This is a genomic window from Rheinheimera riviphila (assembly GCF_004005945.1).
In the GTDB taxonomy this organism is placed as follows: Bacteria; Pseudomonadota; Gammaproteobacteria; order Enterobacterales; family Alteromonadaceae; genus Pararheinheimera; species Pararheinheimera riviphila.
On sequence record NZ_SACS01000002.1, the window covers coordinates 252,792 to 273,065 of the forward strand.

Genomic DNA, 20,274 nt, shown 5'->3' on the forward strand with positions numbered 1-20,274 from the left:
CACCACTACTTATTCATTTTAATTAGCTGAGCGGGCACGCCAGCCACAATTTGCCTGGTCAAGACTGGCTTAACCACAGCTGCCCCCGCTCCAACAATGGAGAATTCTTCTAAAGTAATTAAATGGCGAACCGCGGCGCCAATACCAACCCAAACCGCCGTACCGAGCCGGCATCCACCACCAAGGCTTGCGGCCGGGCTTAAATGCACCGCATCGGCAAGTTCGCAATCGTGTTCCACGACTGCCCTACTATTGATAATGCAAGCCTTCCCTAATTGCGCGCCTGAGTTAATCACCGCTCCGGCAAGCACTACACAACCGTCACCTAACACCACATCACAAGCAATGACTGCACTTGGATGACACACTGTAGCGATTGGCAGACCGGCTTGTTGCAACCATTGCTGTTTTTCCAGCCGCCGTACGTTATCACCAATAGCCACAACCGTTGGTAAACCAGATGCAGCCAGGGCAGCTGAATCGCCTACGACAGGGAAACGGCCATTACATTGCAAAGTTGGGTATGCATCGTCATAAAATTGAATGAGCTGCCACAAGCCGCTGCTTAATGCTGCATCGGCAATAACCCGGCCATGTCCACTAGCCCCCAAAATTGCCAGTATTTTCATCGTTCTGATTTTCCGGTAAATTTTTCAGTGGTGACCACACCATCACTACTGATACCTTCACGTTTAAATACTTTTTGCACCGTAAGAAACAGGATCCTGATATCCAACCATAAGTTCTGATGTTCTACGTACCAGACATCCAATTCAAATTTCTTTTCCCAGCTAATGGCGTTACGACCATTGACCTGAGACCATCCGGTAATTCCGGGACGAACCAGATGACGTTTCGACTGTTCTTGGTTATATAAAGGAAGATACTCTGGCAATAATGGCCGTGGGCCTACCAAACTCATGTCCCCTTTGAGAACATTCCAAAGCTCCGGCAGTTCATCAAGACTGGAAGACCGTAACAAACTCCCAAATGGCGTTATCCGTTGCGCGTCACTAAGCGGCTGTCCTTGGGCATCCACTGCATTGATCATGGTGCGGAACTTGTACATATGAAAGAGTTTACCGTGTAAACCTGGCCGTGCCTGGCAAAAAAGCACAGGTGAGCCTAGTTTAACGCGCACTAATATAAAAATCAGCAACAGGAATGGTGAAAGCAGCAATAAGGCTATTGCTGCTGCGGCGAAGTCGAGCAGTCGTTTCAACGTAAAATATCCTGATAAAACTGTAATAAATGTTGTTGATAGGACCTGCGTTCGAAACGTTCGGTCACCAAATGCAGGGCATTTTGCCCTTTTTGCCTGAGCTCTGCATTACTTATCTGAAGAATACCGGCCATTTGAATGTGCAGTGCTCCGCTATCCTTCACAGGTACAATCCAGCCATTTACATCTTGCTGAACAACTTCATTTGATCCGGAAACATTCGTTACCAGACTTGGCTTTGCCATAGCACATGCCTGTAACAACACATTAGGAAAACCTTCGCGATAGCTGGGCAACACAAAAACATCAGCAGCACTTAATGCAGGTCTTACATCCGCCTGGAAACCAAGCCAGATGATTCCGGGCACCTGCCTTATTTGCTGCAGTGTGGCTTCAGTAATTGGCTTCTCATCGTCCAGACCACCAACGATCAACAATGCTGTTTGCGTCTGATCTAGCGCTGCAAAGGCCTGACAAAGCTCCTGCAGTCCTTTATCGGCGTTTAACCGGCCGATAAAACAAAATACCTTTTTATCCTGTAGTTGATACTGCTGCCGAAGCTCAGCAGCCGCAGTTTGCACCTGCTGGTTTCGCCAATCAAAATAGCCCAAATCAATACCCGCAATATTCCCGTTGCCGATGACCTTGAGCGGTTTTTGGCAAATTGGCGTTAAATCCGACAAAACGCCTTGCCCTTCAGGAACGATGTTGGTGTTTAATTTACAAACAAACCAATCAATCGTCTGGAGCAGTCGTTGCTTAAATCCGCCGCACGCGGGAAAAATAAGGCCGGTAAAGGTATGGATCCGTACCGGTACTCTTGCAATGAATCCAGCTATCGCACACACCATTCCCGCTTTTGGGGTATATGAATGGACAACATCAGGCCGCAAGCGTAGCAATAACAACACCATGTTCCAGATTGACTTCAAATCCTGTAACGGCGCAATACCGCGGGCCATTTCAACCGTCGCGAAGTCAACGCCTTCACTGCGTGCGAATTTTGCGATGCGTTCGGGATTTGAGCTGACCACAATAACGTGAAAATGCTGGTTCAAAAATCCTGGTTGCGACGACAGAATGTACTCAAAAGTATCTGGCACCGTGGTCACAATAAACAGTTTCTTTTTCAATCTGCCACAGACTCCTGCTGATGGGCCAGCCACGCCTGAAACATCAACACATTCCACAACTGCGAATGCCAGTTGCGGCTGCCAGATAAATGCTCCAGCCACAACTGTCTGATATATTCCACATTTAATATCCCTTGTTGTTGCAGCAAGACCGGGTCAAGCAACTGTTCAGCCCACTCGCGTAAAGGTCCACGCAGCCAGGCGGCAACCGGCACCGCAAAACCCATTTTGGTTCTTTCAATCAGCTGTCGTGGCACATGGCGATATAAAACTTGTCTGAGGCACCACTTTGTCTGTCCATCACGTAACTTAAACTGTTGTGGTAAAGCGGCAGCAAACTCAACGACTCTGTGGTCAAGAAATGGCACACGACCTTCAAGCGACACTGCCATTGCGGCTCTGTCCACTTTCACTAAAATATCGTCTGGCAAATAGCTGAGCGAATCCAGGTACATCAGATGTGGTATATAATCGATGTCAGCCGTCAGCGACTTTTCAAGCATAAGTCCGGGCGTAAAAGTACCGTCTTTTACATATTGTTCTGGACGAAGGCTGTGCGAAATCATCGCCAGATAACGGGAAATACCGTCATCTGCTGCCAGCAATCCCGAAAACTTGTGCAGTTTGTCACCGATATTAGCCGTACGATACCGGGATGGAAACAGCGGCTGAAAAGGCGATAAAACCGAATTCCATTGTGATGCACTGAATGTATTGATGATGCCTTTACCACACTGCCTTAATAGTTGTGGTGTTGCACCAAGACGATTCTGCAGTTGTTGTGCAAGTGTGTAGCGTTGATAACCACAAAACAGCTCATCACCGCCATCTCCGGATAACGATACTGTCACATGTTGTTTTGCCATCGCAGAAACCAGATAGGTCGGAATTTGTGACGAATCTGCAAAAGGTTCATCATAAATTGCCGGTAATTTCGGGATCACATTTAAAGCATCTTGTGATGAAACATAAAGTTCCGTGTGGTCCGTACCTAAGTGTTGTGCAATCGCTAATGCATGTTCGGCTTCGTTAAACTCTTTATCGTCAAATCCGATAGAGAAAGTACGGACCTTCCGGACTGAGTGTTTTTGCATCAGTGCCACAATAGTGCTTGAATCCACACCGCCGGATAAAAACGCCCCAAGTGGTACATCTGAAATGAGTTGTTGCTCTACTGCGTTACCGAGAACTTGCTCCAGTGCATGAACAGCATCTTCAGCGGTCCCTTGCCATGGATGTACAGCGCTTTTCTCCACCACATCGGATAGACACCAGTAATTGTGATAGTGAGGAGAAGCAGAACCTGGGCTTAGCGTTAACATTTGCCCCGGCATTAACTTACGGATCCCCTGATAAATGGACAATGGTGCCGGAATGTAATTGTGGCGGAAATATTCGATCAATGCCTGTCTATCGATATTTGCTGTAAATGCCGGGTGCGCCCGCAGTGCTTTCAGCTCTGAACCGAATAAAAAATGTCCCCCCTGGAAGCCATAATACAAAGGTTTCTCACCAAGACGGTCACGCACGAGGATCAATTGCTGCTGCAGCTGATCCCAGATTGCCATCGCAAACATACCCACGGCACGGTTTAAAGTCGCTTCAATCCCCCAGCGCTCAAAACCAGCAAGTAAGGTCTCAGTATCTGAATGCCCACGCCAGTTTAATAGTCCAGGCATGTCCAGTTCCTGACGCAGCAACAAGTGGTTGTATATTTCACCATTAAAAATCAGGGTATACCGCTGCGATATCGATGTCATGGGCTGATGACCAGCCGAAGATAAATCCAGAATAGCGAGGCGGCGATGCACAAACCCTAAGCCGGTCTCAGGATCATGCCACAGGCCGCTATCATCCGGCCCCCGGTGTTCAATAGCTTTCCCCATTCTGGCAAGCACTGTGGTGGGTGCATCGATACCGATACTGACAAAACCTGCAAAACCACACATAAACTAAGACTCCAACACACTTTGGTACAAACGATCATATCGCTGCCGAACCGCTTGAATCGAAAACAATTCTTTTACCCGCATCGCAGCGTTAGCGCCGAGCTGCTGCCGTGATCCGGCGTCCATCGTTAACAGATCTCGCAACGCCACTGCCAATGCATTCACGTCCGGGGTTGCATACAATACTGTATCAGCCCCCAATACTTCGGCATCCCCGGCTTTTGTTGCCACTGCAGCTAACCCAACTGCCATGGCCTCAGCCAGACCATTTGGAAAGCCCTCGGTTCTTGATGGCATGCAATATAAATCAAATGCTCCTAGACATGCAGATATATCTGAACGTTCGCCAAGTAACAATACACGGCCGGTCAGTTGCAGCTTTGCTATTTGTGAACCGAGCTGCTGATTACTGGCTTCGCAATCACGCCCCACTAACACCAGGCATAACAATGGGAATTCAGCCGCTAAAGAAGCAAAAGCTTCAATCAACAAATCCTGACCTTTATCCGGATGAAATCGGCCCACGGAACCTAAAATCATGTTTTTGTCGTTAAATAACCATTGTTCACGCAACAATTCACGAGCGCTGGCAGATTGAAATCCATGAAAATCTAAGCCATTAGGGATGACCAACAATTTGTCGGCGCGGTAACCATAAGTAATATGACTTTTTCGGGCGGCTTCGGCAACGCAAACAATTTTTGAAGGGATGGAACCCGATAATAACGCGCACAACTGCATAATTTTATGGGTTGCCGGTCGACCGATGGGGGTATAAGTGCCACGGATCCCCCACATAATCTGACGACATCCGGCTAATTTTGCAGCCAGGCCGCCAAACAAATCCGCATGATACATCCAGGTTTGAACAACATCTGGCTGCAACTGGTTGAGCAACTTCACTAACTGAAAAAATCGTCTGATAACACCAAACACCGACTTATCTAACTCAAGGCAGTCGACTTCAATCCCGGCGTTGCGAAGTTCTGCGCCAATCGGTCCCAAAGTGGTCAACGAGATAACCCGTTCTTTCGGGCTTGATGTGGCTCTGGCAATTAATAATCTTTTAAGCATCATTTCAGCGCCACCTACATCAAGGCAGGTGATAATGTGAACAACAAGCACAATAATCCTTTTCAGACTCTGGTTTTTTCAAGGAGATAACTGGTAAAGCTGGCACCGATCAAAGGCACTAACACCCAGGAAAATAACATAATCCTATCATAATAAGGTATACCGCTAAACAACATTGCCATACAGTTTGCCAAGATAAATATTTGATAAACATTAAATAACAACTTGTTTTGTTTAACCTCGTTGTAATAAGAACGCATCGTTAAACACAACATGGGGAGACTGGATAATATCAAAAATAATGGTTTGAACCCCAGGACAAACTCCGTTTCCGTCGCTGCAGCAACCCGATAAAAAACCTTAATGTTCTCTGGCAGAAAGTCAGTAATTTTCATCGGTATATCAGCAGCATACAGTATCGCGATAATTAACCAGCTTATCGACAGCGTTGACAGTTGACGAATAAAGACAGAAGCAATCAACACCGGAATATAAAAAAGAAAGGACGCATGAAACAGTGATGCAAACATGACCTTCCCGAAACTCGTCAGTCTGCGCTCACTGTAAAAGTAAAAAGATAAGAAGAACAACATACTAAAACCAACACCTTGTCGTAAAACCAAGGTTGTTAATGAATTAAATGACGGATACACAAAGCAAATGATAAAAAATAAAACAGCAAGTACTGCCGAGCTTGAAACTTTATAAATCGGCGCGATTAGACTGCAAAAAAATAAAAAATAGCAGGTAATCAAAAAAGAAGGAAAATCAAAAAACCTGGCATACAAAAGCATCATGCTATAAAAACCAGGGTCTATTTGTGTATAAAGGTTATTAAAGCTCAGCATCCGGTCAAATTGCAGCTGGTACACTCCGATGTCACCATCCACGCCCCAACTACCGACGCTAAGTACTTGAATACCGTACAAGGTTGTCGCAGCAATTGCGATTAATAACATAAACGCCTTCGCAAGGCTCAGGCTCAATGAAGGCATTTTTAAGGCAAATTGGTGTGGGTCGGAAAGCTGGCTCATCGCGTAATTTTATTCAGACAGGTCAGCCAGCTATAGTAAGCGATACGCAGTAGAACGCCAAACAGTGTTTTGGCGCTCAGCGCCGAGATAAATCGTAGCGTCCTGACATTATGAACTACCAATTTCGCAGCTCTGGCACGAAGTCCTTTTTTTGCACTGAGTCGATCATCGCCTGCATATTCATATTCTCTGACAATCAGCGCACTGATGAAGATCCGGTGTTCAGCGTTGAGCATGCCAAAATACGATAACGACTCGCTCCCTCTCAATTCTGCCGGATAAGGATAAGACAAAATGACCTGGCGTTTAATCACCGGCAAACATTCACCGGGCGTCCCCTGATTGATTATTTGTTTTAATCCGATATAACCTGCCGGCAAATCAGGCCCGATCTGTATTTTGTGCTGATTATCTCTGCAACGGAAAAAGACAGCAGCATCGTCATGATGTTCCACCAATTCGGTAAGCATCACCATCCCGTGCTCGACAATAAAATTGTCATCCGAATCCATAAATGCGACCCAAACACCACGGGCGAGCTCAGCTCCGCGATTTTTGGCGGCTGTCACTCCCTGATTTTTTTCAAAACGTTCGACGACGATCAATCTCTGTGCAATTTCATCGGCATAGTTACTGGTTAAAAACTCAGACGTCTGATCCGTAGACGCATCATCGACAACCACAATTTCACAGGCAATTCCCTGTTGGATCAACTGTAACGAGGCATCTAGAGAGCGACCCAGTAAATGCTTCCGATTGTAGGTTGGTGTGACAATCGACAACGTATAATCAGACACTGGCATGGGGTAACTCCGAATGTTTAACTGATGTCCATTGCGCGACAAATTTACGTGCAACTCTTTGCTGCTGATGCATCTCAAGTGCATATTCACGTGACGACAGGCCAATGGCTGCTAGCTCGGATTTACGTCTAACCAGATCGCATAAAGTCTCGAAAATGTGCTGACTATCCGGCTTCAGATTAACCACTGGAGATTGTGCAATCCCGAAGGCAGCCAGGCTCTCTGGCTCGGCACCACTCAGTAATACCCGACCACGCGACAACACCAACGCGCCAGACACCCCGTAGGAATAGGCATTGGTCTGATCAATCACAAGATGTGCACCGTCGATGTTTTGCATCAGTTCAGTAAAGGATATCCGGTCTGTTACTTTCACCGCAACAGCGTCGGGCATCAAAGCCTGCAACCGCTCCAGTGCTGGCAGAATAAATTCATTTCCTTTAAATGCAGCACGTTGATTATTCCCGGGAAAATAGATGTTGACCTTGTCGTCAACCTGCAACGGTACCCAGTTGTCACTAATTGCAATTGGAATGGGGATCACCGGACACAGTGTTGGCTGGCCAACGTACCCGCACTGATACTCATACATAATAGGGATCACGCCGTTAACATGCGCTGCGAGATAACGATTCCAACGGATCGTGCTGGCTTTTAACCAAATTTTGTAACTGTCTACCAACCCGACTTCGGCGCTATGAGTGGAGTAACGGAACCGGCTGCTATAGTCCTGCCAATAGAAACAATCATCACCCGCAGCCAACAGGAAACTGCGGTGGTTATTTCGCATGAGTCGTCGTATCACAAATTGGTTGATACCCAACAAATTACTAAATATCAAAGGGTTAACAAACTGAACTACATCATAATCACGTAAAGTAAATGCCAGTTTAAGCTCTACTACGATTTTTTTGATCAGGGCGCGAATAGAACGACGACCGGTCTGTGGATCCCGGCTCGAAGGGATTTGGATATCCGCAGCGACATTTTTCCAGCCATCGCCATTTGAAACGACGGTAACCTGATGCCCAAGCTCAAGCAGCCCAGCTTTTAAATTGTGGTGAACCGAGCTGAATTCACCCACTAATAAAATTTTCATGGTGACGATTATACCTGTTGTTGCTCAGCAGAAGCAGAAGGTCGGAAATAACGGTACATAGCAAAACCCATCGTTAGCCAGTACAGTAAATAATTTACTGCATAGGCCATTGACGCACCCTCTAATGCAAACCATCGAATAAACAGCACTGTCAGCACATAAAGTGAAATGGCGAAAAGAATCTCAGTGCTAATATAAAGCGCGGTCATCGCTTTACTTAGCATCAGGTACGATAACAACCAGCTACCAATCTTCAGAAAATCACCTACAAGCTGCCATTGAAAAAGTGACGCCATTGGCAAAAAATCTTCAGTAAACAAAAGCTTAATCAGAAAATCCCGCATCAGATACATGCAGCAGGCTGCAACTGCAACCAAGGGTAATATCAGCAGATAGCCGGAAAAAATTTCACGGCGTATCGCCGAAAAGTCGTGCAGCGACGCCAGCTTTGGCAGGTAATAAAGACTTAGAGTTGTCGTTACAAACATCAGATAGGCGCCTGACAATCGGTTCATCGCCTCCCACATGCCGGCGCTTTCCCACGACAACTGCTGCCCTATCAAATCACGGATCAAAATTTGACAAACCGGAACACAAACAGCCGTCGTGAATGCCATCGCCATAAACTGCAATAATTGTCTGGCGACCAACGGGTCGACCCTGCCAATCAATGACCGCCAGTTAAACCAAGGTTCGCGGCGAAGTAATCCAAGGGTGACGAACAACGCCAACCCTTGTTGAACCGCCAGTGCAAACAATGCACCACGTAAGCCAAACTGCCACGCAGCAAGCGCAGTGACCACAAATGTCAGTACACTTCCGGCAATATTAATCATAATATAACGACGAATATCAGCCTTACCCTGCAGAATTGCCAGCAGATAGGCATTGATACTTATCAACAAAATTGCTACCGCAAATAAATCAAACACTGCAGCATAGGACTGATCCTGCAGGAAGTAGCCGGCCAGTTGCGGGCTAAACATCCATAACAACACCATACATACCAGAGTCATTGCCAGAATGATACTGCCTGCAGTTTGCCAGACCTGCCGCTGCAACTCGGGTTCCTGCTGATATTGTGCTGTGTACTTGGTCACACCGTTAGTCACGGCACCACTAGCAAATGTGGTGGCCATCTGCATCACATTCTGTAATTGTCCAATCGCGGCATAACCAGCAGGACCAGCATAAATTGCCAGTACTTTATTAAGCCCCAGCAAGGTTAACATCCTGATCGCAACGGCTGCGGCGTTCAGCAGACTGGTCTTTAGCAGGTTCATCCGGCCGGTTAACCTGAAAAGCTATTTATGGCAGCAATCACCTGGTCAATCTGGTCCTGTGTCAACGTTGGCCCGATCGGTAAACTCAAAACCTGCTGATGCAGTAGTTCAGTGATCGGTAACGAATACTGAAATTGTCCCTGATATGCCGGCTGTTGATGTGGTGCCACCGGGTAGTGGATCAATGTCTGTACACCAGCATCGGCAAGGTGTTGTTGCAATCTTTCGCGCTGCAGACAACGCACAACAAATAAATGCCAGACATGGCCTTCCGGTACTACAACCTGCGGCAATATCACCGCGTTATTCCGCATTTTTGCTAAATATTGTGTAGCAACAGACTGACGGATCTTGGTTTCATCGGGCAAGTACTGCAATTTCACCCGTAGCATCGCGGCCTGAATCTCATCAAGACGACTATTAACACCCGTATAAAGATTCAGGTACTTTTGATGAGAACCGTAATTGCGTAGCGCCTTCACACAGTCAGCGAGCTGGTCATCATTGGTCGTGACTGCACCGGCATCGCCTAGCGCGCCGAAATTTTTCCCCGGATAAAAACTAAATGCGGCGGCATCAGCAAAACTACCGGCTTTTTGTCCTTCAATCGCAGCACCATGAGATTGGGCACTATCTTCCAGCACCAGCAAACCATGTCGCTTTGCCAGTGCCATCAACTCAGGCATCGGTGCCAGTTGACCATACAAATGTACTGGCAAAATCACCCGCGTTTTGGCGGTAATAGCCGCTTCAACCGTGGCTAAGGTGAGGTTAAAAGTCCCGGCGTCCGGTTCTACCAATACCGGTACCAAATTATTGGCGGTGATCGCGAGCACTGAGGCAATATAAGTATTGGCAGGCACGATCACTTCGTCCCCGTCAGCTAATAATTTCAGCTCTTTCCAGGCACGTAACACCAAAATGAGCGCATCAAGACCATTAGCCACGCCGATTGCATGCTTGACTCCACAATATTGCGCGAATTCACTTTCAAATTGCTTTAGCTCATTCCCCATAATGTACCAGCCAGAGTCGATTACCCGGCCGCAGGCATCTTTTAACTGCTGGCTGTACTGCGCATTTATGTCTTTTAAATCTAAAAACGGAATCATATTAATCCTGCAAAAAACGAATTATTCTGGCGGGGTTTCCGGCAACCACAGCGTTTGGCGGCACCGATTTTGTGACAACAGATCCGGCACCGACCATGGCATTCCGGCCGATGATAATACCGGGCAATATTGTGGCGTTGGCACCAATCGATGCGAAGTCTTCAATAACAGTGTTCAAAAACTGTTCTGGATACACTTTGGAACGCGGGGTTTTGTCATTGGTAAATGTTGCGTTCGGCCCGATAAATACATGATGACCTATCCTTAAACCATCCCACAGATATACCCCCGATTTCACTGTGACGTGGTCACCGACGATGACATCAGCTTCAATCAGCGTATGAGCACAGATATTACAGTTCTTGCCAATGCGAGCGCCTGCCAACACCACAGAAAACTGCCAGATCCGGGTATCGTCGCCGATCTGAGTGGCAGCAACGTCGGCCAATGGATGAATTTTCACCATTATCTAATTTCCGTTGCGGCTAAAAATTCCTGATAATCACGGATATAATCCGCCTCATCATAGTAATCGCTGGCTAAAACGAGCAGTACACAGTCTTCTGAAAAATCATACATTTCGCGCCACACACTATGACCTAATAACAGGCCCTGACACGCTGACTCAAGCCATACCTCTTGCTTCTGGTGGCCGTCGTCCAACACAAATCTACAACGACCAGAAAGACATATGACCAGTTGCTGCAATTGACGATGCGCATGGAAACCACGTGGATGGTCGGCATGTAACTTAGTTAAGCAATAGACTCTTTTAATATCAAAAGGTACGTTTTTAAGTTGTTCTAGCGACAACAAATCACCGCGTAAATCACTTAACAGATCCAAATTTACTAACTGGTGCATCTGAGTTTCCTGTCCCGAACTACAGCCAACAAATAATCGCCGTAATTGTTTTTTTCCATTTTTCCGGCTTGCGCTAGCATCTGTGCTTCAGTCAACCAGTTCTGATTAAATGCAATTTCTTCCAGACACGCAATTTTAAAACCTTGCCGGTGTTCGATAGTCTGAACAAAGGACCCCGCATCGAGCAGGCTGTCGTAAGTACCGGTATCGAGCCAGGCGAATCCACGGCCAAGCAATTCTACCGATAACTCACCTCGCGCCAGATAAATCTGGTTGATGGTGGTGATTTCTAATTCACCTCGTTCGGACGGTTGAATCGAATGGGCAATATCCACGACGTTATTGTCATAAAAATACAACCCTGTCACGGCGTAATTCGATTTCGGCCGACTTGGTTTTTCTTCTATCGACACGGCAGTTTGCTGTTCGTCAAATTCCACCACGCCAAAACGCTCCGGATCGGTCACACGGTAACCAAACACCGTAGCGCCGGATGTTCGACTGGCCACCATCTTCAGTTTCGGACTAAAGCCTTGACCATAAAAAATATTGTCACCAAGCACCAAGCACACCGAATCTTGTCCGATGAAGTCTTTTCCCAGAATAAAAGCCTGCGCCAGCCCCTCAGGTTTTGGCTGAATGGTGTAACTGAGAGCAATACCAAAATCTGTCCCATCGCCCAACAACCGCTGAAAAGCAGCCTGATCTTCCGGCGTGGTAATAATTAAAATATCACGAATACCAGCGAGCATCAGCACCGATAACGGATAATAGATCATCGGTTTATCGTAGATTGGCAACAGCTGTTTCGACACGCCACGGGTAATCGGGTACAACCGACTGCCTGAACCACCTGCCAGAATAATACCTTTCATCATTGTATTCCTGCACCAAGCCGCTGTAGCTGATAACTGCCGTTTAACACCGCCTGTGACCATACAGAGTGCTGCAGGTACCACATGACGGTTTTACGTAAACCACTTTCAAAGGTTTCTTGTGGGGTCCAACCGAGCTCAGCTGCAATTTTGCCAGCATCAATCGCATAACGCAGATCATGGCCAGGTCGATCCGTGACATAAGTAATCAAGTCACGATAGTGGCTGACACCGGTCGGTTTTTGTGGAGCCAACTCTTCGAGCAAGCTACAAATGGCTTCAACCACTTCAATGTTCTGCTTTTCGTTGTGACCACCGATGTTGTAGGTCTCGCCGACACCACCCCGTGTCACCACTTGATACAAAGCCCTGGCATGATCTTCAACATAAAGCCAATCGCGGATTTGATTACCTTTGCCATAAACCGGCAGCGGTTTACCCGCCAATGCATTCAGAATAATCAGCGGGATCAGCTTTTCCGGAAAATGATAAGGACCGTAATTGTTTGAACAATTGGTGATCACGACCGGCAACCCATAGGTGCGATGCCAGGCGCGGACTAAATGATCGCTGGCTGCTTTGGAGGCAGAATACGGGCTACTTGGCGCATATGGTGTTTGTTCAGTGAATAAATCATCGGTGCCATGCAAATCGCCGTACACTTCATCAGTCGAGATGTGATGAAAACGAAATGCTGCTTGCCTTGCTGAATCAAGCGACCGCCAATACTGGCGGCACGCTTCAAGCAAGCTGTAAGTGCCAACAATATTGGTATGAATAAAGTCAGCCGGCCCATCAATAGAGCGGTCGACATGGCTCTCTGCCGCCAGATGCATCACCAGATCAGGCTGATAAGATTGCAGTACTTCTGACACGCTGGCGCTCTGTGTGATATCAAGCTGCACAAAGCTATATCGCGGATTGCTGCTGACATCGGCCAGCGACTGTAAATTGCCGGCATAAGTCAGCTTATCAAGATTCATCACTGAATCATTCGTCTGTTGAATGATATACCGAACCAGCGCTGAGCCGATAAAACCGGCTCCGCCTGTCACTAAAATTTTCAAATTTACTCTCTTTCTGTCAAAACTTTACCACGGTAGTTCTGCTGTTCCCTGTGCCTACAAACGTAAGTCACTTTCAGCAACACTCAACACATATTTTAAGTCGTACAGCACATGGTCGTTTTTACCAAAGGCACGAATGCCGCTGGCTGCCAGTTGCCGGAATTGCTGATGTGCCACGGCCAAAATCACTGCGTCGTAACTGCCTGGCACTGGTGTGGCGACCGGGGTCAGGCCATATTCGTGTTGTGCTTCTGCTGCATCAACCCAAGGATCAAATACATCAGGCTGCATGCCGTATTCCTTGAGCTCAGCTAAAATATCAACCACTTTGGTGTTACGGATATCGGGGCAATTTTCTTTGAACGTCAGACCCAAAACCAGCACTTTGGCGCCGGAAACAGTGATTTGCTGTTTAATCATCTGCTTCACCAATTGCGACACCACATACTTGGCCATGCCATCATTGATCCGGCGTCCGGCCAGAATGACTTCCGGATGATAGCCAAGCGCTTGCGCTTTGTGCGTCAGGTAATACGGATCAACACCAATACAATGCCCGCCAACCAGGCCCGGACGGAACGGCAGGAAATTCCACTTGGTACCAGCGGCTAATAACACTTCTTCGGTGTCGATCCCCATCCGGTTAAAAATGACAGCCAACTCGTTAATTAACGCAATATTCAAATCACGCTGGGTGTTTTCAATCACCTTGGCGGCTTCAGCGACTTTAATGCTGGAGGCTTTGTAAGTACCGGCGGTAATGATGCTGCGATAAACACCGTCGACAAATTCGGCAATTTCCGGCGTCGAACCTGAAGTGACCTTTTTAATGGTGGTGACCCGGTGTTCTTTATCACCCGGATTAATCCGCTCCGGGCTGTAACCGGCATAAAAGTCCTGATTAAATTTCAAACCGGAAATGCGTTCAATCACCGGAATACAATCTTCTTCAGTCGCACCAGGATAAACCGTGGACTCAAACACCACCACATCACCGGCGCTAATCACTTTGCCCAGCGTTTCCGAAGCTTTAATCAGCGGTGTTAAATCGGGTTGCCGATGTTGATCGATGGGTGTTGGAACTGTAACGATATAAAAATTCGCTTGCCGTAAATCTGCTACATCGGCGCTGTAAGTCAGCTGGGTTGCTTCAGCCAGTTCTTCCGGGCTTACTTCCAACGTATGATCCTGACCAGATTTCAGCTCGGCGATACGTCCTTTATTGATATCAAAACCCAAAGTGGCGAACTTTTTACCAAATTCCACTGCCAGCGGTAATCCGACATAACCAAGGCCGATAATGGCGATTTTAACAACGTCCGTTTTTATCATTGTCCAGTACCTTTGTTGACTGCAGGAGTCTTATTGGCGAATAGTAATAAATACAACATGATGAATATCAAAAATAAAAAGCAATGCACCACCACGGTGAGCAAAACGATCACTGATCGGAACGGCCCGGATTTCACTTCTGGCAAATATGGCGGATCGATCATTTTGAACACATAATCCTTGCGCGCATTGGCCATCGTCAATGTTTTGGTGTGCTCTTCAAGCAAACTGAATAGTAAGTTTTTAACTTCCACCAGTTGCGTTTTGTCCATTTGCTCGTTGATATACTTGATTGCTGACTCTGCTTCCGCAATGTCCTGAGCACGCATCACGTCATTTATTTCTTTGATGTATAAAGACAACCAAGCCTGGCTCAGCTTTGGCGACACAAATTCAAACGAAACGGTGACAATGCCGGTTAACTTGTCCTGACTGCTGCCGAATCGTTTCACAAATGCTTCATAACCTTCTTGCATTGACGGCTCTGCCGTTCGTAATTCAACATCCGGCCGGATCCAACGACCCGTTTCTGTGTCAATAAGCTCTGGATCTAACAACAACTGATCGGTGTGCTGGTCCCAGCGATAACCGGCGACGATCGGGGTCAGAATTTGGTATTTTTCAGCAAAATCACTAAAAAACTGCCGCGAACGCATGGTTTCCAGTGCAATCACTGATTTCTTTTCACCACCAGCACCAAGGCTGATCCCAGCAATTGCAGAAACACTACTTAATTGACTGGCGAGTCCACCGGCTTTGCCTTGTGATTCATTTGCGGCAACTATTCTTGCTTCCGAGCGATAAAGATTCGGTAGCTGCAAACTATAAAAAACGGCACATCCAACACTGATGATGAGGGACAGCAACAACCAGACTTTGTTTCTCCAGGCGAGCTGGAATATCAACGTCAGACTCACCTGATCATCCCGATACTTTTCCACTTCAGCTATCCCTTTGTTAATTCGTAATATTATTAACGGCGGCAAGTGCGACAACACTTTGCGAAATGATCGACGTTACTTTGGTCCATAAAGATAATCTGGTGGTGTAGTCGGTATCCAGCGGCACAACGATGGTATCACCCGGCAGTAAAGTCTGAGTGCTGACTTCAAACCATGAACCCCGGTTTGGTACAAACACTGAACCATCGGCTCTGATTACGTAGACACGCTCATCGTCAGCCCGTTTGCGGTAACCACCAGCCAGCTGCAAATAATCATCAACCGACATCCCACTGCGGAACCTATGACTTGACGCGTGTTGAACTTCGCCAACAACCGACACCGTGGTCTGATTGTAAGGCACATATAGCTCATCCCCTTCTTCCACTAACATATCAAAGTCAGGATCGGCTTTAAGTACCGCGTTCAGATCGATAACCAACCGACCAATTGGCCTGGCTTTTTCAATTTCTGCAATCATCATAATTGCATCTTCCGGTTTGGTCTGAGCGGTTTCTTCTTCGGCAGAAAGGTTTTTGGCCGCGATATCAGAGCGCAGTTGTTGCATCAGTTTTGAGAGTTGCATCGATTCCTGTTCACGAATTTGCTGTCTGGTAAAAATAGTCCCTGCCGCAAAAGCATCATTGGTCAGGCCGCCAGCGCGGGCTAACACTTGCGATAACTTTTCGCCTTGCTGAATGGCATAGGTCCCTGGAAATTTTACCTGTCCGGAAATTCTGATCGTGCGTTCGATGTTCCAATCAGGAACGGCAAACACAGTCAACCGGTCACGACTGAACACCGGTTGCTTAGCAGCACCTTGCAGTACATCCGTCAGATTGACCGCGATATGCTGGATCCGTAAACCAGACTGAACTTCACTTTGACTGACAGAACGGGTGATTTCTGCTCGTTCCAGATAAGCGCTGTCGTTTAAACCGCCTGCTGCAATCAGCAGTTCGGCCACAGTTGCATTTTCGACCAATGGATATTCGCCTGGCACTTTAACTTCACCCTGCACCGTCACGAGCTGCGTTGCAGAATTAAACTTGGCTTGTTGTTTGAGCTTCTGCAGCAACGGATACAACAACTCAGTGCGGGTCAGATGCGCTGATAACTTCAGCGCCTGAGCATCAAAATACAATTGCTTAAACAAGTCATTCAACAAAAACTTCAGATAAGCCTGATGCTCTGCTTTTTGCGGTACTTTCGGCAGTTCTGGCTTAATACCTGGCTTGCGAACCGGTTCAACCACTTTTTCTGACAAAATCGAAAACGCCTGTGTGGATAAATTGGCGACATCTAGTACAAAAGGTAATGGCGCTTTTTCGTCCAACTCCGGCTCGGTTTTGGCGAACAGTTGGCGCTCCGGGTACTGTTTTTTTAGTTTAGTAAACAGATACTGATCAAGTTCAGGCCGGGCGTAGGTTTCTTCACCATGATGGAAAATCAGAATCAAATCACGGGCTGATAAATTCAGGTTATCTGCACTTTCCGGATGGGTAATGGCTTTACCCAGATTAAATTGTACAACCTTTAACTCACCGAGTTCGGAAGTCTCACGCACGACCAAGGCATAATCCAAATCGACAGTTAAATGCAAATCTGACCACAGTGAATTCAGCAGGTTGCTGACTTTGATCCCCGGAAACCAGGCATATTGACCAGGACGTACCACGGCCCCTGCCATCGTGACGATATTTTCGACCCGCTTTGAGGTCAGACCAATTCGCAGTACATCACCACTTTTAACCAGCACCTGTTGATCGGCGGTTTTGGTTAAATCGAGATTTAATAGGGTACGGACATTCAGTTCATTAAACCGCTCTAACACCACCGAACGCGGAAATGCACCTGCTTTGCTACCGCCGGCCATTTCAACCAGCTGCCGGACAGACTCGCCGGCTTTTACTTCGTACAAGGCCGGCCGTTGTACTTCACCAGCAACTTCAGCCATCGCTTTAACCGGTGCCACAAAAATGACATCGCCGTGGCGTAAATGTACATCCTGGGTCGAATCACCACGCAATAACAAACTATACAAATCAAATTGCGCGACTTCAGCTCCTGCTCTCTTGATACTGATTTCACGCAAACTGCCAATGTCGCTGACGCCACCGGCCACGAACAAAGCCTGAGTCACGGTCGACAATGCCGATACGGTATAACTACCGGGAAACTTCGCTTCGCCAGCAACAAACACATTGATCGTACGGAGTTTACCCATACTAATGGCCACTTCAACGCCAATATTTTCTGCAGATAATCGACTACTGATAAGAGCCTTGGCCTTGGCAAAACTCAGGCCTGCGACCTGGACCGGACTGAATCCAGGAATATGTAAACTGCCATCCCGGTTTACCGTGACGGTTTCCTCGGCAGTTTGTTTACCGTAAACCTGCACCAGTAATTCGTCATCTGGTCCCAAAATATAAGTATCTGGTACCGGAACATTGCCGACCGGCGCAAAAGTGCTGATCGTTGAATCAAATAATTTCATGCCATATCGTTCAGGCACTGTCGGGTCTTTTTCTTCTTCGTCCGATTTTAGTTGTTCGTCAAAGCGTTCCATTGGCTGCAACGGATCTGTCGGGTCGATATCCGTTTCTTCACCTGGCAATTTGGTGGTTTTTGTAGGTTTTTCGGTAAGCACCGACAAGTCAAAGCCGTATTGTTTGGCAATTTTTTGTTGCTCAGCGCGTGGGAGTTTTTTCAATTGTGCAATCATGGCCGGAGATGGTGTGGCTGCATACGAGGGAGCTGCGAAACTGAGCACAACCAACACAACCATCAACTTTTTAACTAAATCCAACACGCTTTTACTCCAGAATCAGTATTCGTTTTTCCGAAAAATAACAGCCGAATTGCCGATGACATCGGCATCATAAGGCCGATGGCCATTCCGGCCATTTCAGAAAGGACTGCCATTCTACACGCGATAACAAAAGATAGGCGAGCCTTTTCCATGTTACCTTTTGTTATCGATTAAAGAGTAATCAACAACTAAAGCACTAAATTATTACACTGTTTGGCGTATACCCGTCATCCTTGAAGATGCGGGGTTAGATCCGGACTAGACAAATAGTGCCGGACCTCGCTTCTACTACAGATCAGAACTGCTTCACACTGTCACCACGGCCAATGGCATAATAGGTAAACCCCAGCTCTCTTAAGCGCGAAGGTTCAAACAAGTTGCGGCCATCGACGATCACTGGTTGTTTTAACTGTTGTTTTAACACAGAAAAATCAGGTGAACGGAAGCTTTTCCATTCGGTGCAAATCACCAGCACATCAGCATTTTGTAAAGCGGCTTCTTTGGTTCCGACCAGCTTTAAGTCAGCACGGGAACCATAAATGCGCTGAGTTTCTTCCATTGCTTCCGGATCAAAAGCCTGCACTGTGGCACCGGCCTGCCATAAACTTTCCATCAGTACCCGGCTGGACGCTTCACGCATATCATCGGTGTTGGGTTTAAAACTCAAACCCCAGATGGCAATGGTTTTCCCTTGCAAATCACCGGCAAAATGCTGCTGCAAAAAGCCAAACAGCTTGTGTTTTTGCTGATTGTTGACCGCTTCAACCGACTTAAGCAGCTGAGTGTTGTAGCCGGTTTGCTCTGCGGTTTTAATCAGCGCCTGCACGTCTTTCGGGAAACAGGACCCACCATAACCACAGCCAGGATAGATAAAATGATAACCAATCCGTGGATCCGAACCGATGCCATGACGGACTTGTTCAATGTCCGCACCGAGCAATTCGGCTAAATTCGACATCTCATTCATAAAGCTGATTTTCGTCGCCAGCATACAGTTAGCGGCGTATTTGGTCAGTTCAGCACTGCGGATATCCATCACGATAATTTTGTCGTGATTGCGGTTAAACGGCATATAAAGCTCACGCAACAGTTTCTCCGCCCAAGGATTATCAGTCCCCAGAATAATCCGATCCGGACGCTGACAATCAGCAACCGCCGCCCCTTCCTTCAGAAATTCCGGGTTAGACACAACGGCGAATTGAAGATCCTGTTGTCGGGTTTTCAGCGTCGTTGTCAGCACTGCTTTGACTTTGTCACCGGTGCCAACCGGTACTGTCGACTTATTAATCACCACTTTAGGGCTGGTCATATGTGTAGCGATGGTGCTGGCAACCGCTAAAACGTACTTTAAATCAGCGGAGCCATCTTCGTCCGGCGGCGTGCCAACGGCAATAAACTGCAATTCGCCGAAGGCAACACCAGCAGCGCCATCGGTGGTGAACTGCAGCAAACCTTGCGCGACACCTTGTTGTACCAGCGCCGATAAGCCGGGTTCATAAATCGGAATAATACCGGCTTGTAAATCAGCGACCCGTTTGGGATTGACGTCAACACAACAGACCTGATGACCAGCTTCAGCCAATACCGCAGCCTGCACCAGTCCCACATAACCAATCCCAAAAACAGTAACTTTCATGAACTTTCCTGTGTATGAAGGCCTACGCCTATAAA

General features: G+C 47.2%; 18 protein-coding genes. All 18 read right to left on the reverse strand.

The features are described 5' to 3' along the window. Positions 1 to 5: 5 nt before the first annotated feature. Positions 6 to 629 (reverse strand): acetyltransferase, encoded by a 624-nt coding sequence (locus EOE67_RS03545; RefSeq protein ID WP_127697668.1) that lies wholly within the window; start codon positions 627 to 629, stop codon positions 6 to 8. Further along, a complete protein-coding gene (locus EOE67_RS03550) occupies positions 626 to 1,222 on the reverse strand; it encodes a sugar transferase (protein ID WP_127697669.1) in 597 nt (198 codons plus the stop codon). The genes EOE67_RS03545 and EOE67_RS03550 overlap by 4 nt, the downstream gene beginning before the upstream one ends. Continuing rightward, the gene (locus tag EOE67_RS03555; protein ID WP_127697670.1) at positions 1,219 to 2,355 is read right to left on the reverse strand and encodes a glycosyltransferase family 4 protein; all 1,137 of its coding nucleotides are present in this window, start codon (positions 2,353 to 2,355) and stop codon (positions 1,219 to 1,221) included. The genes EOE67_RS03550 and EOE67_RS03555 overlap by 4 nt, the downstream gene beginning before the upstream one ends. Next, positions 2,352 to 4,304, reverse strand: a complete 1,953-nt coding sequence (gene asnB / locus EOE67_RS03560; protein ID WP_127697671.1) for an asparagine synthase (glutamine-hydrolyzing) — start codon at positions 4,302 to 4,304, stop codon at positions 2,352 to 2,354. The genes EOE67_RS03555 and asnB overlap by 4 nt, the downstream gene beginning before the upstream one ends. A 3-nt stretch (positions 4,305 to 4,307) precedes the next feature. Next, the gene (locus tag EOE67_RS03565; protein ID WP_127697672.1) at positions 4,308 to 5,381 is read right to left on the reverse strand and encodes a glycosyltransferase; all 1,074 of its coding nucleotides are present in this window, start codon (positions 5,379 to 5,381) and stop codon (positions 4,308 to 4,310) included. Positions 5,382 to 5,440: 59 nt separating this feature from the next. Continuing rightward, positions 5,441 to 6,412 carry an EpsG family protein gene (locus tag EOE67_RS03570; protein ID WP_127697673.1) on the reverse strand — a complete coding sequence of 324 codons (972 nt, stop codon included), beginning with the start codon at positions 6,410 to 6,412 and terminating at the stop codon, positions 5,441 to 5,443. Further along, complete coding sequence (locus EOE67_RS03575; protein ID WP_164852207.1) at positions 6,409 to 7,215, reverse strand: glycosyltransferase family 2 protein; 807 nt, start codon at positions 7,213 to 7,215, stop codon at positions 6,409 to 6,411. The genes EOE67_RS03570 and EOE67_RS03575 overlap by 4 nt, the downstream gene beginning before the upstream one ends. Then, on the reverse strand, positions 7,202 to 8,314 hold the full coding sequence (locus EOE67_RS03580) for a hypothetical protein (RefSeq protein ID WP_127697675.1): 1,113 nt from the start codon (positions 8,312 to 8,314) through the stop codon (positions 7,202 to 7,204). The genes EOE67_RS03575 and EOE67_RS03580 overlap by 14 nt, the downstream gene beginning before the upstream one ends. Before the next feature lie 8 nt (positions 8,315 to 8,322). Further along, a complete protein-coding gene (locus EOE67_RS03585; protein ID WP_127697676.1) occupies positions 8,323 to 9,597 on the reverse strand; it encodes an O-antigen translocase in 1,275 nt (424 codons plus the stop codon). 8 nt (positions 9,598 to 9,605) lie between these two features. Then, on the reverse strand, positions 9,606 to 10,709 hold the full coding sequence (locus tag EOE67_RS03590) for a DegT/DnrJ/EryC1/StrS family aminotransferase (RefSeq protein WP_127697677.1): 1,104 nt from the start codon (positions 10,707 to 10,709) through the stop codon (positions 9,606 to 9,608). Position 10,710: 1 nt separating this feature from the next. Next, a complete protein-coding gene (locus EOE67_RS20950) occupies positions 10,711 to 11,175 on the reverse strand; it encodes an acyltransferase (RefSeq protein ID WP_164852208.1) in 465 nt (154 codons plus the stop codon). Then, positions 11,175 to 11,573 (reverse strand): sugar 3,4-ketoisomerase, encoded by a 399-nt coding sequence (locus EOE67_RS03600; RefSeq protein ID WP_127697678.1) that lies wholly within the window; start codon positions 11,571 to 11,573, stop codon positions 11,175 to 11,177. Before EOE67_RS03600 ends, EOE67_RS20950 begins: the two co-directional genes overlap by 1 nt. Next, on the reverse strand, positions 11,561 to 12,448 hold the full coding sequence (rfbA, locus tag EOE67_RS03605; protein WP_127697679.1) for a glucose-1-phosphate thymidylyltransferase RfbA: 888 nt from the start codon (positions 12,446 to 12,448) through the stop codon (positions 11,561 to 11,563). The genes EOE67_RS03600 and rfbA overlap by 13 nt, the downstream gene beginning before the upstream one ends. Continuing rightward, on the reverse strand, positions 12,448 to 13,515 hold the full coding sequence (rfbB, locus tag EOE67_RS03610) for a dTDP-glucose 4,6-dehydratase (protein WP_127697680.1): 1,068 nt from the start codon (positions 13,513 to 13,515) through the stop codon (positions 12,448 to 12,450). The genes rfbA and rfbB overlap by 1 nt, the downstream gene beginning before the upstream one ends. Positions 13,516 to 13,569: 54 nt before the next feature. Then, entirely contained in the window at positions 13,570 to 14,847 is a 1,278-nt protein-coding gene (tviB, locus tag EOE67_RS03615) for a Vi polysaccharide biosynthesis UDP-N-acetylglucosamine C-6 dehydrogenase TviB (protein WP_127697681.1), read from the reverse strand. Continuing rightward, entirely contained in the window at positions 14,844 to 15,788 is a 945-nt protein-coding gene (locus EOE67_RS03620) for a Wzz/FepE/Etk N-terminal domain-containing protein (RefSeq protein WP_164852209.1), read from the reverse strand. Before EOE67_RS03620 ends, tviB begins: the two co-directional genes overlap by 4 nt. 16 nt (positions 15,789 to 15,804) lie before the next feature. Further along, positions 15,805 to 18,504 carry an SLBB domain-containing protein gene (locus tag EOE67_RS03625; RefSeq protein WP_240652703.1) on the reverse strand — a complete coding sequence of 900 codons (2,700 nt, stop codon included), beginning with the start codon at positions 18,502 to 18,504 and terminating at the stop codon, positions 15,805 to 15,807. 394 nt (positions 18,505 to 18,898) lie between these two features. Further along, positions 18,899 to 20,239, reverse strand: coding sequence for a UDP-glucose dehydrogenase family protein (locus tag EOE67_RS03630; RefSeq protein ID WP_127697683.1), 1,341 nt, complete (start codon positions 20,237 to 20,239; stop codon positions 18,899 to 18,901). Positions 20,240 to 20,274: the final 35 nt, after the last annotated feature.